This is a genomic window from Janthinobacterium pasteuri (genome assembly GCF_051380775.1).
Classification (GTDB): domain Bacteria; phylum Pseudomonadota; class Gammaproteobacteria; order Burkholderiales; family Burkholderiaceae_D; genus Janthinobacterium.
This window is the reverse complement of record NZ_JBNYXS010000040.1, coordinates 15,499-30,592: the sequence shown is the minus strand read 5'-3', so window position 1 is coordinate 30,592 and position 15,094 is coordinate 15,499. Positions and strand designations below refer to the sequence as shown.

18 protein-coding genes and 1 pseudogene are annotated in these 15,094 nt (G+C 58.6%); 5 read left to right on the top strand and 14 right to left on the bottom strand.

The genetic code is table 11. The features are described from left to right. From ACQ4WN_RS25480 to ACQ4WN_RS25460, 5 genes and pseudogenes are all read right to left on the bottom strand, one after another. A pseudogene (locus tag ACQ4WN_RS25480) lies at positions 1–136 on the bottom strand (IS1595 family transposase); the annotation flags it as partial. A 224-nt stretch (positions 137–360) separates the two neighbouring features. After that, on the bottom strand, positions 361–999 hold the full coding sequence (locus ACQ4WN_RS25475) for a peroxiredoxin (RefSeq protein WP_071322311.1): 639 nt from the start codon (positions 997–999) through the stop codon (positions 361–363). A gap of 42 nt (positions 1,000–1,041) precedes the next feature. Beyond that, a complete protein-coding gene (locus ACQ4WN_RS25470; RefSeq protein WP_436554014.1) occupies positions 1,042–1,608 on the bottom strand; it encodes an RBBP9/YdeN family alpha/beta hydrolase in 567 nt (188 codons plus the stop codon). Positions 1,609–1,661: 53 nt separating this feature from the next. Then, on the bottom strand, positions 1,662–2,666 hold the full coding sequence (locus ACQ4WN_RS25465; protein WP_076568192.1) for a sulfate ABC transporter substrate-binding protein: 1,005 nt from the start codon (positions 2,664–2,666) through the stop codon (positions 1,662–1,664). 130 nt (positions 2,667–2,796) lie between these two features. After that, entirely contained in the window at positions 2,797–3,180 is a 384-nt protein-coding gene (locus ACQ4WN_RS25460) for a diacylglycerol kinase (RefSeq protein WP_101482473.1), read from the bottom strand. Positions 3,181–3,333: 153 nt separating this feature from the next. Here ACQ4WN_RS25460 and ACQ4WN_RS25455 point away from each other — a divergent pair, with 153 nt between their 5' ends. Beyond that, positions 3,334–4,113: an IclR family transcriptional regulator gene (locus ACQ4WN_RS25455; protein WP_046685991.1), complete on the top strand. Its 780-nt coding sequence runs from the start codon at positions 3,334–3,336 to the stop codon at positions 4,111–4,113. Between the two features lie 93 nt (positions 4,114–4,206). Here the strand turns inward: ACQ4WN_RS25455 and pbpG are convergent, their stop codons facing one another. The 3 genes from pbpG to ACQ4WN_RS25440 all read right to left on the bottom strand — a co-directional run bounded on the left by pbpG (position 4,207) and on the right by ACQ4WN_RS25440 (position 7,109). Then, the gene (pbpG, locus tag ACQ4WN_RS25450) at positions 4,207–5,280 is read right to left on the bottom strand and encodes a D-alanyl-D-alanine endopeptidase (RefSeq protein WP_436554013.1); all 1,074 of its coding nucleotides are present in this window, start codon (positions 5,278–5,280) and stop codon (positions 4,207–4,209) included. 176 nt (positions 5,281–5,456) lie between these two features. Continuing rightward, entirely contained in the window at positions 5,457–6,176 is a 720-nt protein-coding gene (locus ACQ4WN_RS25445; RefSeq protein ID WP_436554012.1) for a nitroreductase, read from the bottom strand. 15 nt (positions 6,177–6,191) lie between these two features. After that, entirely contained in the window at positions 6,192–7,109 is a 918-nt protein-coding gene (locus ACQ4WN_RS25440) for a DMT family transporter (RefSeq protein WP_436554011.1), read from the bottom strand. Between the two features lie 350 nt (positions 7,110–7,459). Here ACQ4WN_RS25440 and ACQ4WN_RS25435 point away from each other — a divergent pair, with 350 nt between their 5' ends. Continuing rightward, positions 7,460–8,023, top strand: a complete 564-nt coding sequence (locus tag ACQ4WN_RS25435; protein ID WP_436554010.1) for a phasin family protein — start codon at positions 7,460–7,462, stop codon at positions 8,021–8,023. A gap of 151 nt (positions 8,024–8,174) precedes the next feature. Here the strand turns inward: ACQ4WN_RS25435 and ACQ4WN_RS25430 are convergent, their stop codons facing one another. The 6 genes from ACQ4WN_RS25430 to ACQ4WN_RS25405 form a co-directional block, all read right to left on the bottom strand. After that, the gene (locus ACQ4WN_RS25430; RefSeq protein ID WP_436554015.1) at positions 8,175–8,897 is read right to left on the bottom strand and encodes an ABC transporter ATP-binding protein; all 723 of its coding nucleotides are present in this window, start codon (positions 8,895–8,897) and stop codon (positions 8,175–8,177) included. An 11-nt stretch (positions 8,898–8,908) separates the two neighbouring features. Then, a complete protein-coding gene (locus ACQ4WN_RS25425) occupies positions 8,909–9,682 on the bottom strand; it encodes an ABC transporter ATP-binding protein (protein WP_070281341.1) in 774 nt (257 codons plus the stop codon). Between the two features lie 12 nt (positions 9,683–9,694). Beyond that, positions 9,695–10,912 (bottom strand): ABC transporter permease subunit, encoded by a 1,218-nt coding sequence (locus tag ACQ4WN_RS25420; RefSeq protein ID WP_436554009.1) that lies wholly within the window; start codon positions 10,910–10,912, stop codon positions 9,695–9,697. 31 nt (positions 10,913–10,943) lie between these two features. Next, entirely contained in the window at positions 10,944–11,873 is a 930-nt protein-coding gene (locus ACQ4WN_RS25415; protein ID WP_131689621.1) for a branched-chain amino acid ABC transporter permease, read from the bottom strand. 297 nt (positions 11,874–12,170) lie between these two features. Further along, a complete protein-coding gene (gene ispH, locus ACQ4WN_RS25410) occupies positions 12,171–13,118 on the bottom strand; it encodes a 4-hydroxy-3-methylbut-2-enyl diphosphate reductase (RefSeq protein ID WP_436554008.1) in 948 nt (315 codons plus the stop codon). Positions 13,119–13,128: 10 nt separating this feature from the next. Further along, positions 13,129–13,584 (bottom strand): FKBP-type peptidyl-prolyl cis-trans isomerase, encoded by a 456-nt coding sequence (locus ACQ4WN_RS25405; RefSeq protein WP_436554007.1) that lies wholly within the window; start codon positions 13,582–13,584, stop codon positions 13,129–13,131. A 121-nt stretch (positions 13,585–13,705) separates the two neighbouring features. Between ACQ4WN_RS25405 and radC the strand changes: the two genes are divergently transcribed. From radC to rpmG, 3 genes are all read left to right on the top strand, one after another. Next, positions 13,706–14,380 carry a RadC family protein gene (gene radC / locus ACQ4WN_RS25400; protein ID WP_436554006.1) on the top strand — a complete coding sequence of 225 codons (675 nt, stop codon included), beginning with the start codon at positions 13,706–13,708 and terminating at the stop codon, positions 14,378–14,380. A gap of 246 nt (positions 14,381–14,626) precedes the next feature. Beyond that, a complete protein-coding gene (gene rpmB / locus ACQ4WN_RS25395; protein ID WP_010400928.1) occupies positions 14,627–14,863 on the top strand; it encodes a 50S ribosomal protein L28 in 237 nt (78 codons plus the stop codon). Between the two features lie 22 nt (positions 14,864–14,885). Continuing rightward, on the top strand, positions 14,886–15,053 hold the full coding sequence (rpmG, locus tag ACQ4WN_RS25390) for a 50S ribosomal protein L33 (protein ID WP_010400929.1): 168 nt from the start codon (positions 14,886–14,888) through the stop codon (positions 15,051–15,053). Positions 15,054–15,094: the final 41 nt, after the last annotated feature.

The following is a 15,094-nucleotide window of genomic DNA, read 5'->3' as shown; positions in this document are numbered from 1 at the left end:
GGGCCACGCTTTCGACGAGTGCCACGGCGGCGTCCTGCGGCGCTGCCCCGCGCAGCAGGGCGATGCTCGCCAGGCGTTGACGCTGGCTCAGTGCGGTGAACTGGGCGATGAAGGTTTGCCACTGGGCTGGCTGCATGGAAGACTCCCGTTTGTCTGCTATGTACCGTCAGACAGCAGGGCCCCAGGAAAATTCTCGGAATTCCCCTACTTATCGGGGACAGAGCCAAAAAAAACGCACCGGCGAGGTGCGTTTTTGCTTCTTAGACATATTTATACCCGAGACAAATGCTGGGGTCAGACCCGGCGGGGAAATGCGTCCTAGTAGAACGCATTTCAATCGCGAAGCGACTGACCCCGGAATTACTTGTTGGGCTGCGGCGTCAAGCGCAGGTATGGCTTGGCGGCCGTAAAGCCCTTCGGATACTTCTGCTTGATCACGTCCGGGTCTTGCACGGTCAATGGAATGATGACGTCGTCGCCATCTTTCCAGTTGCCTGGTGTCGCCACCGTGTAGCCATCCGTCAGTTGCAGGGCGTCGATGACGCGCAGGATTTCATTGAAGTTGCGGCCCGTGCTGAGCGGATACGTGAGGATCAGGCGTACCTTTTTGTTCGGATCGATGATGAAGACGGAGCGCACGGTGGCCGTGACGGATTGCTCCGGGTGGATCATGTCGTACAGCACCGACACTTTCTTGTCGACGTCAGCGATGATGGGGAAGCCAACCACGGTGTTTTGCGTCTCTTCAATATCCTTGATCCAGCTCTTGTGCGACTCGGCTGCGTCCACGGACAGGGCGATGGCCTTCACGTTGCGCTTGTCAAATTCCGGCTTGAGCTTGGCTGTCAAGCCCAGTTCCGTCGTGCACACGGGAGTAAAGTCGGCCGGGTGGGAAAACAGCACTACCCAGGAATTACCAGCCCACTCGTGGAACTTGAGCGTGCCGATCGAGCTGTCTTGTTCAAAATCAGGGGCGACATCGCCCAGGCGTAAAGTCATCGTGATCTCCTTGAAAAATTGTGTGGCCGGATATTCGTCGAATCAGGCTGCCTGACGGTGGCGTTTGTCGCTTTGCGCCAGATCAAACAGTGTTTGCAGTTGCGCCTGGCCATAGACCCAGTCCCCCAGGCGCGACTCGGCGTTGATATGGCCCAGCGCACCGCCATCAATATACTTGCAATTCCAGCGCCGTGCCCACTGCGCCGCGTGTTCGGCCGTCATCCACGGGTCGGTCCGGCTGGCGATCAATATGCCGGGGCAAGGCAGGCGCTTTTGCGGCAAGGCTTTCGCCACGCCAAACTTGTCCGGATCGGCAGGCCCCACCAGCAGCACGCCGGCCACGCCGTGCGGGTCGCGGGCCAGGCTGTGCGCCGTCGTCAGGCAGCCGAAACTGTGGGCGACGATCAGGGTGGGGCGCGCATCTTGCCGCCGCACCTGGTCCAGGCGCGCCGACCAGGTGGCCAGGTCGGGTTCATTCCAGTCGTCCTGCTCGACCCGCTCGAATTGCGGATACAGGCGCTGCCAGCGGCTCTGCCAATGCTCTGGACCGCTGTTATGCAAGCCCGGCACGATCAGTACCCGGTAATCGGAAAAGCTGCGCAGCGCCATGATAGATCCCTTTTAGTAGCAGTCTGGCAACCGTTGCCGATTGCCATCCGATATTACTTGGGTTGGTAGATCTGGTCGAAGATGCCGCCGTCGGCAAAGTGCGCCTTCTGTGCTGCCGTCCAGCCACCGGCCACTTGCTCGATGGTGAACAGGTTGACCTTGGCGAACTGCGACGCGTATTTCTTCGCCGCCTTGTCCGTGGCCGGACGGTAGTAATTCTTGGCGATGATGTCTTGCGCTTCGTCCGTGTACAGGTAGTTCAGGTAAGCCTCGGCCACCTTGCGCGTACCGTGCTTGTCGGCAAACTTGTCCACAACGGCGACGGGCGGCTCGGCCAGGATGCTGACGGACGGCGTGATGATGTCGAACTTGGTCGGACCCAGTTCCTTGACGGCCAGGTAAGCCTCGTTTTCCCAGGCGATCAGCACGTCGCCGATGCCCCGTTCGACAAACGTGGTGGTGGCGCCGCGCGCGCCGGAATCGAGCACGGGCACGTTCTTATACAGTTTGCCGAGGAAATCCCTGGCCTTGGCTTCGTTGCCACCCGGCTGGCGCAAGGCGTAACCCCAGGCTGCCAAATGGTTCCAGCGGGCGCCGCCCGAGGTTTTCGGATTCGGCGTGATGACGGAGACGCCCGGCTTGATCAAGTCGTTCCAATCCTTGATGCCTTTCGGATTGCCCTTGCGCACCAGGAACACGATGGTCGAGGTGTAAGGCGAGCTGTTGTGCGTCAAGCGTTTTTGCCAGTCGGCGGCCAGCAGCTTGTGCTCGGCCAGCGCGTCGATGTCGTAGGCCAGGGCCAGGGTCACCACGTCCGCTTCCAGGCCGTCGATGACGGCACGCGCCTGCTTGCCGGAACCGCCGTGCGATTGCTTGATCTTGACGTTGTCGCCTGTCTTGCCTTTCCACTCCTTGGCAAATGCCGTGTTCACATCCTGGTACAACTCGCGCGTCGGGTCATACGACACGTTGAGCAGGGTGATATCGGCAGCTTGCGCCGTTTGCAGAACGGCAAACGCGCTGAGGGCGGCGGCAATGATGATTTTTTTCGACAGCATCTAAGATCCCCGTATGGTTGAACTTTCAGAGCCACCAGATTACGGCGCAACGGCCGCAAAGAGAACGAAGCGTTTCGTCGTTTGATATGCGTTTTTCGCATATGGGCGGTGCGCAACGGGGATATAACGCTTAATAAAAGCGGTTGAACAATACAACGGCCCAGGTAGCAAAGGCCAGGATGCAAGTCAGCAGCACGGCAGCGCTGCCGAAGTCCTTGGCGTTTTTCGACAGAGGATGAAGCTCGAGCGAGATGCGGTCGACCACGGCCTCCAGCGCAGAGTTAAGCAATTCTATGATCAATACCAGCAGCAGCACACCGATCAGCACCAGTTTTTCAAAGGCCGAGATGCGCAGCAGCAAGGCGATCACCGTGCCGACGACGAACAAGCCCAGTTCCTGGCGGAATGCATGTTCATGGCGCCAGGCCGCCTTCAAGCCGTCGAGCGAGTAGAAAAAGGCGGAAAAAATCCGTTTCAAGCCGCTCTTGCTCTTGAATTCATTGACAGGTTGCATAGTTTTCCATGGTTCAAAGTATGTCCAGCCGCCAATTATGACGGCCAATATGAGAATTGTGACAATTTATTCGCTGAATATCTCGGAACATTTCACTATTTTTTCACATCATGGTATAAAGAAGGATGAATACTGCATTGCACCAAATCCATCATGAAAATTGAACCGGTCGCTGCCCCGAAGACGACGATCCAGGTCATCGAACGCATGGTCGCCCTGCTCGATGCCCTGGCCAAATATTCCGACCCGGTCAGCCTGAAGGAATTGTCCAAGGTTTCCGGCCTGCACCCCTCGACGGCGCACCGCATCCTCAACGACATGGTGCTGACGCGCTTTGTCGACCGCATCGAACCGGGCACGTACCGCCTGGGCATGCGCCTGCTGGAACTGGGCAATGTGGTGAAAAGCCGCCTCAGCGTGCGCGAAGCGGCGCTGGACTTCATGCGCCAGTTGCACAAGAAAACCCAGCAAACCATCAACCTGTCCGTGCGCCAGGGCGACGAGATCGTCTACATCGACCGCGCCTTTTCGGAGCGCTCGGGCATGCAGGTGGTGCGCGCCATCGGTGGCCGCGGCCCGCTGCATCTGACTTCGACTGGTAAATTATTCCTCTCCGTGGATGAGCCAAAAGCCATCCGCGCGTATGCCACGCGCACGGGCCTGGCCGGGCACAACAAGAATTCCATCACGGATCTGCAAAAACTCGAGCGCGAACTGAGCCTGGTGCGCGAACGCGGCTATGCGCGCGACAATGAAGAGCTGGAACTGGGCGTGCGCTGCATGGCCGCCGGCATCCGCGACGACTCTGGCAAGCTGATCGCCGGCCTGTCGATCTCGGCGCCAGCCGACCGCTTGCAGGATGAGTGGCTGGTCGACTTGGTGGAGACGGCGAACCAGATTTCCGTGACCTTGGGTTTTATCCCACAAGACTAGAGCACTGCCGCATAAAAATGTTCAGGGCAAGGCGCACTAACGAAGACAGTACGACTAGTACGGCGAGTTAGTGCAACGCAGCCATGGACATTTTTAACCGCCGGGCAGGCTCATGTTGGCAGGCTTGAGTGCTTCGAGCCACTTGCGCATGCGCCCCGCATCGGCCGTACGCGACTGTTTTCCCTTGGAATCAAGGAAGACCATGATCACGGCCCGTCCTTCGATGACGGCCTGCATCATCAGACAACGTCCCGCCTCATTGATGAAACCCGTCTTTTGCAAGCCGATTTCCCAACCGGGATTGGCCACCAGGTGATTCGTATTGCCAAACTGCATGGGCTGGCCGCTGGCTTCGACGATGGCTTTCGGGTCCGTCGAATACTCGCGCAACAGCGGATGGCGGAAGGCGGCCATGGCCAATTTGCCCAGGTCGCGCGCGCTGGCCACGTTCATTTTCGACAAGCCGCTGGAATCGACATAATGCGTATCCATCATGCCCAACTGGCGCGCCTTGCTGTTCATGGCGTCGACAAAGGCGGGCAAGCCACCCGGATAATTGCGTCCCAGCGCCGAGGCGGCGCGGTTTTCCGAACTCATCAGGGCGATATGCAGCATATTGGCGCGCGTCAATTGCGAGCCCACTTTCAGGCGTGAACTGCTGAACTTGGCGCGGTCGACGTCCTCGTCCGTGATCGTCAGTACTTCATCCATGTCCTGGTGCGCTTCGACCACCACCAGGCCTGTCATCATCTTGGTGATGGAGGCGATGGGCAGGGCCACATTGGAATTCTTTTCAAACAGCACTTCCGCATTGGCCTGGTCCAGCACCAGCGCCACGCTCGACTTGAGGTCGAGCGGATCGCGCGTCAGGTTCAAGCCAGCCAGGTCGCCCATGGTGGGCATCGGTGCGGCCATGGGCACGGCCACGCTGCTGACTTTTTGATAGATGACCTTGCGTTTGCCGCGCACCATGACGACCCGGCGCACGGTCTTGTCGCGTGGCGCGGCCGTCGCGCCCTTGCGCAGCACGACTTTGACTTTCTTGGTGTTGTGTTTCTTGGAGGCTGAGGATTTGCCGTTCGCTTCCCTGGCGTGCACGGCCGCAGCCGGCGCCAACGCAAACAGCAGGGAAGCCAGGACACCCAGCGCAAGTTTAAACTTAGCCATTCGATAATTCCCCGTGAAGCTGTTGCCTTATTGCAGTGTAGCGAAATGCAGAGTAATCGCAAGCCTATTTAACAGTTAGGACAGTATTTATTGCAGCAACGAAATACAAATCGTTAGCGATCAGAAAACAATCTCATCCTTGACCGGCTTTTTGCCTGTGCAGATCGCTGGCGTGTCTATTTATCCATGAATTTAACAAAGCCGGCCAACGGCTCGCGTTCCGTGCTCAAGCGGTTCTCGATCTTGTCCGGATCGGCATAGCCGAGCGCCATGCCGCACACGACCATTTCGCTGGCCGGCACGCCCAGTTCCTCGCGGATGATGTCATGGTAGTGGATGAAGGCCGCTTGCGGGCAGGTATCGAGCCCCCGCGCGCGCGCCGCCAGCATGATGTTTTGCAAGAACATGCCGTAGTCGAGCCAGGAACCCTGTTCCAGTACCCGCTCGATGGTAAAGATCAGGCCGACGGGGGCATCGAAAAACTGGAAGTTGCGTCCATGCTGGGCCGCCATGCCGGCCGTGTCGCCCCTTTCCAGGCCCAGCAGCTGGTACAGGTCCAGGCCGATCTTGCGGCGGCGCTCGATGAACGGCGCCGTCCACTGGCGCGGGTAATAGATATACGACGCCGTGCGCGCGGGCGCATCGGGCGCCTTGGGTGCGGCATAGGCGTCGAGGATGCGGCGCGACAGGCGCTGGCGCGCTTCGCCCGACAGCACATACACTTTCCATGGCTGCATGTTGGCGCCCGAAGGCGCGCGCGCCGCCACTTCCAGGATGCGCGCGATCTCATCCTGCGCCACCGGCGTGGGCAGGAAGGCGCGGATCGAACGGCGCGACACAATGACGGCGTCCACGGCTTGCTGCGCCGACGGTGTTTCAGATACTTGTTTGCTCACTGCCCTGCTCTCCTGCTATTTCTTGACAACAAAAACCACGCCGACCACGGCCACCAGCATGCCGGCGATGCCCAGCATATTAAATGCTTCGCCAAACATCAGCCAGGCCATCACGGCCGTCGTGGGCGGCGTCAGGTACAGCAATCCCGTCACTTTCGTGGCATCGCTGCGGCGGATCAGGGCGAACAGCAGGAAGATGGCGCCGATGGATAGCACGAGTACCGACCACAGCAAGGCGCCTATGAAATTCGCCGTCCATTGCACACTGCTGAAATGCAAGTCCAGTCCTTCGTAATACAGGGCAAACGGCAACACCACCACGATGGAGGCGGCAAACTGCACCACCGTGCCGGTGCGCAAGTCGAATTGGGGACAGTGGCGTTTTTGATACATGGTGCCGGCCGTCATCGACAACAAGGCAAACACGCACAGCAGCACGCTGTCCACGGTCAGGCCCACGAGGTTGATCTTCGCATACACGACCAGGGCCACGCCCAGCAAGCCAAAGAACAGACCCAGCCACTGGCGCGGACGCACGGATTCGCCGATCAGGGGCGCGGCGCACGCCGTCAGTACGGGCTGCATACCCACAATCAACGCGCTCAAACCGGCTGGCATGCCCAGCTTGATCGCGCACCAGACGCCGGCCAGATAGCCGGCCTGCATCAGGATGCCGGCCACGGCGATCTGGCGGAACTGTCCCACGGGCCACGGTGCGCGCAACAGCAGTACCAGCGGCAGCAGGATCACCAGCACGCCCAGGAAGCGCAACAACAGGAAGGTCAGCGGCGGCGCGTACGGCAGGCCGAACTTGGCGACAATAAAACCTGTGCTCCATAACAACACGAAAAAGCCGGGCAAGGCCATCGGCGCCAGGGTCGTCAGGAAAGAGGGTTTACCGCTGGTGCCAGCCGCGGCGGGAAGATTGGACATGGTATCAACTCGGGAAACGGGATCGGTACCGGGGCGCTACGCCAGTGCGGGAAACAAAGTCTAGCATGCTGCGCCGCGATCGTCCCTGCAGCCCCTGGAAACAGTAGTTTTCGCGCAAACCATTGACACAGGGAAATTAAATATTTCTCTTTAGAAACAAAGGCTTTTGATGCAAATCTATTCAATTGTTGCATCGCACAAGAATCGCTTGACTTCGCTTTTTTTCGCCGTAGAATAGGGTTTGTTGCGTTGCACAATTCTTGTTCAGCTTGAAAATTTAGATTCACCTGCTTTCCCAAACGGTACACGCAGCATCAAATTAACCAGATTTCGATTTTTTGGAGATTTATATGTTTTCAATTCCTGAGCAATTTTCGTCCGCTACCAAAACCAACCTGGAAGCCCAATTCGCCCTTTTCTCGTCGCTGACGAGCAAAGCCTTCGAAGGCATCGAAAAGATCGTCGAACTGAACCTGACCGCTGCCAAGGCAACGCTGGAAGAATCGACCGCCGCCGCCAAGCAATTGCTGTCGGCAAAAGATCCACAAGAATTCTTCTCGCTGAGCACTGCTCAAGCCCAGCCTAGCGCCGAAAAAGCCATCGCTTACGGCCGTCACCTGGCTGCCATCACGTCCGGCACGCAAGCCGAATTCAGCAAAGCTGCTGAATCGCAAATCGCTGAAACCAACCGCAAAGTTCTGTCCCTGGTGGAAGAAGTCACCAAGAACGCGCCAGCCGGTTCGGAAAACGCCGTCGCCATGCTGAAAAGCGCCATCGGCAACGCCAATGCAGGCTACGAGCAATTCTCGAAAACCAGCAAACAAGCCGTCGAAACCATCGAAGCGAACCTGACTTCGGCCGTGAACCAGTTCACGCAAGCGGCTGAGAAAGCCGTTCCGCGCACTGCCAAGTAATTCTGGCGCGACCGCTCCGGCGGTCCGCTAAGATTGGGGGTTACTTTAATACCAGCTCCTCCAGGCATCCATCCCGCACGTCCCCGACGGATGCCATTATGCCCCAGCCCAGCTGGGGCATTTTTTATGCCTGAACGCTTCCTGAACGCGATTACTCGCCCAGATACGCCGCCTTCACGCGCGGGTCATCGAGCATGGCGGCCGCGTTGCCGCCCATGGTGACCAGCCCGGAATCCATCACATAGCCGCGGTGCGCCGCTTGCAGGGCCAGGCGGGCATTCTGTTCGACCAGCAAAATCGTGATGCCTTCGGACGACACCTTGCGGATCACCTCGAAGATTTTTTCCACCATGATGGGCGACAAGCCCATCGATGGCTCATCGAGCAGCAACAGCTTCGGATGGCTCATCAGCGCGCGCGCCATTGCCAGCATCTGCTGCTCGCCGCCCGACAGGGTGCCGGCCATCTGCGCTGCCCGCTCCTTCAGGCGCGGAAACACGTCAAACCAGCGGGCGATGTCATCCTCGACACCGGCCTTGTCCGTGCGCGTGTAGGCGCCCATCATGAGGTTTTCACGGATCGACATGCGGGTAAACACGCCCCGCCCTTCCGGCACCATGGCCAGTTTCTTTTCCACCAGGTGAAACGATTTCGTGCCCTTGAGCGACTCGCCCAGGTAGCTGATCGTGCCTTCTACCTTGCAGGCCGGCAAAGTACCCGTGATGGCTTTCAGTGTCGTCGTCTTGCCGGCACCGTTCGCGCCGATCAGGGCGATCAGCTCGCCCTGGTTGACTTCCAGGTCGATGCCTTTGACCGCCTTGATGCCGCCGTAGGCCACATGCAGGCCCGCCACTTTCAATACATTCTGGTTCAAACCATGGTTGCTCATGCGTGCGATCCTCCCAGATAAGCCTCGATGACGGCCGGGTTTTGTTGTATTTCGGCCGGCAAGCCTTCGGCGATGCGCTTGCCATATTCGAGCACCGTGATGCGGTCGCACAGTCCCATCATCAGTTTCACGTCGTGCTCAATCAATAGCACGGTCTTGCCTTCGGCCTTGATTTTCACCAGCAACTCGCGCAGGGCCAGCTTTTCCGTCGCATTCATGCCGGCCGCCGGCTCATCGAGGGCCAGCAGGGTGGGATCGGTCGCCAGCGCGCGGGCAATTTCCAGGCGCCGCTGGTCGCCATACGACAAAAAGCGCGCCGTGCGGTTGGCGAACTGGGCAATACCGACGAAATCGAGCAACTCCATGGCACGCTTGCGGATGGACGCCTCTTCTTCGCGCGCCGCCTTGTGGCGGAAGATGGCGCCGAATACGCCCTGGTGCGAGCGCACATGACGCCCCACCATGACGTTTTCCAGCGCCGTCATGTCGCCAAACAGGCGGATGTTCTGGAAGGTGCGCGCGATGCCCGCCTTGGCCACCTTGTGCGGCGCGGACGGCGAATACGGCTTGCCGGCCAGCTCGAAGGTGCCCGTGTCGGGCTGGTACAAGCCCGTGATGACATTGAAAAAGGTGGTCTTGCCGGCACCGTTCGGGCCAATCAAGCCGTAGATCTGCCCTTGCCGGATAGTAATGCCCACATCGGTCAGCGCCTGCAGGCCGCCAAAACGTTTATTCACGCCGGCAATGTTGAGAATGATCTGTTCGCTCATGCTATCCCTCCCTTAAGCGGACACGACGCCGGTTGATTTATTCGGCTGGTCCACATCGTGATCGGGCCGGTCTTCGTGCTTCGGCGATGGCCACAGGCCGGCGGGACGGTTGAGCATGATCAAGACCATGGCCAGGCCATACAGCAACTGGCGCAGCACTTCCGCCTCGATCACCACGTGGCCGAACAGCGCCTGCTGGGCCGGTTCCACCACATGGCGCAGCACTTCGGGTATCGAGGCGAGGATCACGCCGCCGAGGATCACGCCGGGGATATGCCCGATGCCGCCCAGCACCACCATGGCCAGCACGGCGATCGATTCCGTCAGCGAGAACGATTCGGGTGAGACAAAGCCCTGGAACGAGGCAAACATGGCGCCAGCGACGCCGCCAAACGAGGCGCCCATGGAAAAGGCCAGCAATTTCACGTTGCGCGTGTTGATACCCATGGCTTTCGCGGCGATCTCGTCTTCGCGGATGGCCACCCAGGCGCGGCCCAGGCGCGAATGCTGGAGCCGTTTGGTGACGAACACGACGGCGATGCACAGGAAGAGGAACAAAAAGTAATACGCATTCACGGACGGCATGGAAAAGCGGCCCACCACGACGGTGCTGTTGGTGCCCGCCTCGCCCGCCAGGTTGACGCCGAAGATGCGGATGGGATCGATCAAATTGATGCCTTGCGGGCCATTCGTGAAATTGATGGGATCGTTCAAATTGTTCATGAAGATGCGGATGATCTCGCCAAAGCCCAGGGTCACGATGGCCAGGTAGTCGCCGCGCAGCTTCAACGTCGGCGCGCCCAGCAGGGCGCCGCACAGGCCCGCCACGGCAGCGGCCAGCGGTACGATGAGCCAGATCGACAGATGGATGCCGTTTTCGCGGATTTCCGGCCCCATCAGTTGCACCAGGGTTTCGCCCAGCACAGGATATTGATTCACCACCGATTCGAGCAGGATGGCGAACTGCGGCGAGGCCAGCAAGGCCGTCAGATAGGCGCCCACGGCATAGAAGGCAATGTAGCCGAGGTCAAGCAGGCCGGCAAAGCCGACGACGATGTTCAAGCCCAGGGCCAGCATGATGTACAGCAAGGCCATGTCGATGATGCGCACCCACGAGTTTCCGAACTGCGCGGCAAAAAACGGGAACACCATCAGCAGCGCGGCCAGGCCCAGCATGCCGGCATAGGCTTTGGTCGGATTCTTCTTAGCGTCAAAATCGAGTAGTGCCATGATGGTCAACTCCTTGTTTTTATGGGTGACTTCAGGCGCGGTCGGCCACGCGTTCGCCCATGATGCCGGACGGGCGCAGGGTCAGCACGATGATCAGCACGACGAAGGCAAAGATATCCTGGTAGTGGCTGCCCAGGAAGCCGCCCGTGATGTCGCCGATATAGCCGGCACCCAGGCTTTCGATAATGCCCAGCAAGATACCGCCCAGCATGGCGCCATAGATGTTGCCGATGCCGCCCAGCACGGCCGCGCAAAAGGCCTTCAGGCCGGGAATGGCGCCCATGGAGAACTGGATGGACGCATAGTTGGCGCCCCACATCACGCCCGCCACGGCCGCCAGTGCGGCGCCGATGGCAAAGGTGGCAACGATGACCTTATCGGAATCGACGCCCATGAGACCCGCCACGCGGGGGTTTTCCGCCGTGGCGCGCATGGCGCGACCCATTTTCGTTTTTTCCACCAGCAACACCAGTCCGCCCATCGACAGGGCCGCCAGGGCCAGCAGCAGCACCTGCGTTTGCGAAATCACGGCGCCGCCTATATTGATGGGGTCGGTTGACAGCAATTGGGGAAAGGGCAAGGGATTGCGCGTCCAGATCATCATGGCAAAGGTTTGCAGCAGGATGGAGACGCCGATGGCGGTAATCAGGGGGGCGAGGCGGGGGGCGTTGCGCAGGCGGCGGTAGGCGACCCGCTCGATGATGATGTTGACCAGAATACAGATGGGAATGGCGCCGAGGATGGCGGTGGCCAGTTTCAGGTAGCCGGGCCAGTCCGGTACATAAATGCCCAGCAGTTTGAGGATGCTCAAGCCCACCATGGCGCCGATCATGAGCACATCGCCGTGGGCGAAGTTGATCAGGTTCAAGACGCCGTACACCATTGTGTAACCGAGGGCGACTAAGGCATACATGCTGCCCAACACCAGGCCGTTAATGATCTGCTGGATGAATGTATCCATGATTGCCCTATCAAATATGCATTTTTCGGGAACAACTTCCGCGAGAACATGGGTCGCTGATACAAAAACGGCACCGGAGGAAAAATTCCTGCAGTGCCATCTCTGGATCATTCTCACCAGCATGGTGCACACACTCAAAACGGGCGTGACCTTGCTTAGTCATAACGACAACACATTCAAGCTTGAGGCAATCATAACGATCTTTTGCAAAAACTAAACTTGGAATAAATCGATCATTTCCAAATTAAATTCGTTTTTGAGGTAACTATTTCATCGATACTCAAGAACCAAGCTGCCTCAGGCGACGTCGCGCTTGATGCCATCGAGGCCTTTCGGCATCGGGAACGTCACGGCTTCCTGCACGCCATCGAGCGAGCGCACGCTCTTCACGCCACACTCTTTCAAGCGGTCGATGACGGCTTGCACCAGCACCTCGGGCGCCGAGGCGCCAGCCGTCACACCCACGCGCAGCTTGCCTTCCAGCCAGGCGGGATCGATCTGCGAGGCATTGTCGACCATGTAGGCTGGCGTGCCCATCTTCTCGGCCACTTCGCGCAAGCGGTTCGAATTCGAGCTGTTAGGGCTGCCCACGACGATCACCACTTCCACTTGCGGCGCCATGAATTTCACGGCTTCCTGGCGGTTCGTAGTGGCGTAGCAAATGTCGCCTTTTTTCGGCTCGGCGATATTCGGATATTTCGCTTTCAAGGCCGCAATAATGTCGCTAGTGTCGTCAACTGACAACGTTGTTTGCGAAACATAGGCCAGGCTGTCCGGATTGGCAACCTGCAATGCCGCCACATCGTCGAGCGTTTCCACCAGATGCATGCCCTTGTCGGCCTGGCCCATCGTGCCTTCCACCTCGGGATGGCCATCATGGCCGATCATGATGATCTCGCGGCCTTCGCGGCGCATCTTGCCCACTTCCATATGTACCTTGGTGACCAGCGGGCAAGTCGCGTCAAAAATGCTCAGGCCGCGCGATTCCGCCTCGGCGCGCACGGCTTTCGACACGCCATGCGCTGAAAACACGAGCGTATTGCCAGCAGGTACGTCATCGAGGTCGTCGATGAAGATGGCTCCCTTATTGCGCAAGTCGGCCACCACGTAGGCGTTGTGGACGATTTCATGGCGTACATAGATCGGCGCACCAAATTGCTGCAGAGCACGCTCGACGATTTCGATCGCCCGGTCGACGCCAGCGCAGAAACCGCGGGGCTGGGCCAGTAATAGTTCTTTATCCATCGCTATTCCTTCACAGCACCGAAATGAGCTTGACTTCAAAGCGCAGCGGCTGACCGGCCAGCGGATGATTGAAGTCGAACAGGGCGGATTCCTCGCGCATTTCGCGCAGCACGCCGGCAAAACGGCCACCGCCCGGCGCGGCGAAGTCGACCAGGTCGCCGATCTTGTAGTCGGCGCCCGGCACCGAATTCTCGTCCAGCGTCGCGCGCGAAACCGACTGCACCAGCTCGGGATTGCGCTCGCCAAAGCCTTCGCCGGCGGCCAGCTCGAACGTCTGGTGCGTGCCTTCAGGCAAGCCCAGCAGACGCTGCTCGAGGAATGGCGCCAGCTGGCCCTGCCCCAGCATCAAGGTAGCAGGATTTCCGCTGAAGGTAGTGACAATATCAGTACCGTCAACAGTAGCAAGACGATAATGCAGGGTGAGGTAAGCCGCTTCGGTGACGACTGCTGGTTGCTCGTTGGACATAGTGAGTTTTCAAGTAGCTGATGCAAAACGATATTGTAAGCCACACTGGCCGCGCCTGCCCCATGGCTTCGTCAAAGAAGACCATGCTGGGGCACGCACCGGTGACAAACAGGAGAACAGTATGGGCATCAAGGACTGGCCGGCCAGCGAACGGCCGCGCGAACGTTTGATCGAGGATGGCGCGCAATCGCTGTCGGATGCGGAATTGCTGGCCGTCTTCCTGCGCACTGGCGTGCGCGGCAAGAGCGCCGTGGAGCTGGCGCGCGACACGGTGGAACACTTCGGCTCCTTGCGGGGCCTGTTCGGCGCCAGCCTCGTGAGTTTTTCCGCCGTACATGGCATGGGCAGCGCCAAGTTTGCGCAGTTGCAAGCGGTCATGGAACTGGCGCGGCGCGCCATCATCGAGGACTTGCAGGCGGGTCAGGCGCTCAATTCGCCGCACGCCGTCAAGGATTACCTGCGCCTGACTCTGGGCAACCTGCCGCATGAAGCATTTCACGTGTTGTTTTTGGACGTCAAGAACCGCCTGATCACGAGCCGGGAAATGTTTCGCGGCACCCTCACCCATACCAGCGTGTACCCGCGCGAAGTGGTCAAGCAGGCGCTGCTGCACAACGCGGCCAGCGTCATGCTGGCCCACAATCACCCATCGGGCACGCCGGAACCGAGCGAATCGGATTTGTTACTGACGCGCGCGCTGGTGCAGGCCTTGTCGCTGGTGGACGTGCGCATCCTCGATCATTTCGTCGTGGCCGGGAGGCAAGTACATTCGTTTGCGGAACACGGCCAGATCTAGGCCAGCGCCGCCCTCGTCGCAGTTAACCATGTGTAAACAAGGACATACGTGACGAGCCGAAACGCTTATCTAACAGTAAACAGCACTGTTTACCAGTGCTTTTCCCTATGGGGAATGGGGAAAGTCAAATTGTTAAATTAATTCACAACAACACGACACAATTGTTTTTCGCAAGTCATTGATAAATCTGCTTATTTTAGATATACTCTCGTTTTTCCAATTTGGAATATCTTTAAGGAGTGCGCCATGGCACGTGTTTGCCAAGTCACTGGGAAGAAGCCGATGGTCGGCAACAATGTTTCCCATGCAAACAACAAAACCAAACGTCGTTTTTTGCCTAACTTGCAGAATCGTCGTATTTTTGTTGAATCTGAAAACCGCTGGGTCTCCCTGCGTTTGTCCAACGCCGGTCTGCGCGTCATCGATAAAGTCGGCATCGACGCCGTATTGGTCGATATGCGCGCTCGTGGCGAAAAAGTCTAATTAGCAGAATAAGGGAGCTATCATGGCAAAATCAGGCCGCGACAAAATCAAGTTAGAATCGACCGCCGGCACGGGTCACTTCTACACGACTACCAAAAACAAGCGTACGACGCCTGCGAAAATGGAGATCATGAAATTTGATCCTAAAGCACGCAAGCACGTAACGTACAAAGAAACCAAAATCAAGTAATTGATATTGTGTTCTGTAAAAAGAGCCGCTCCGATGAGCGG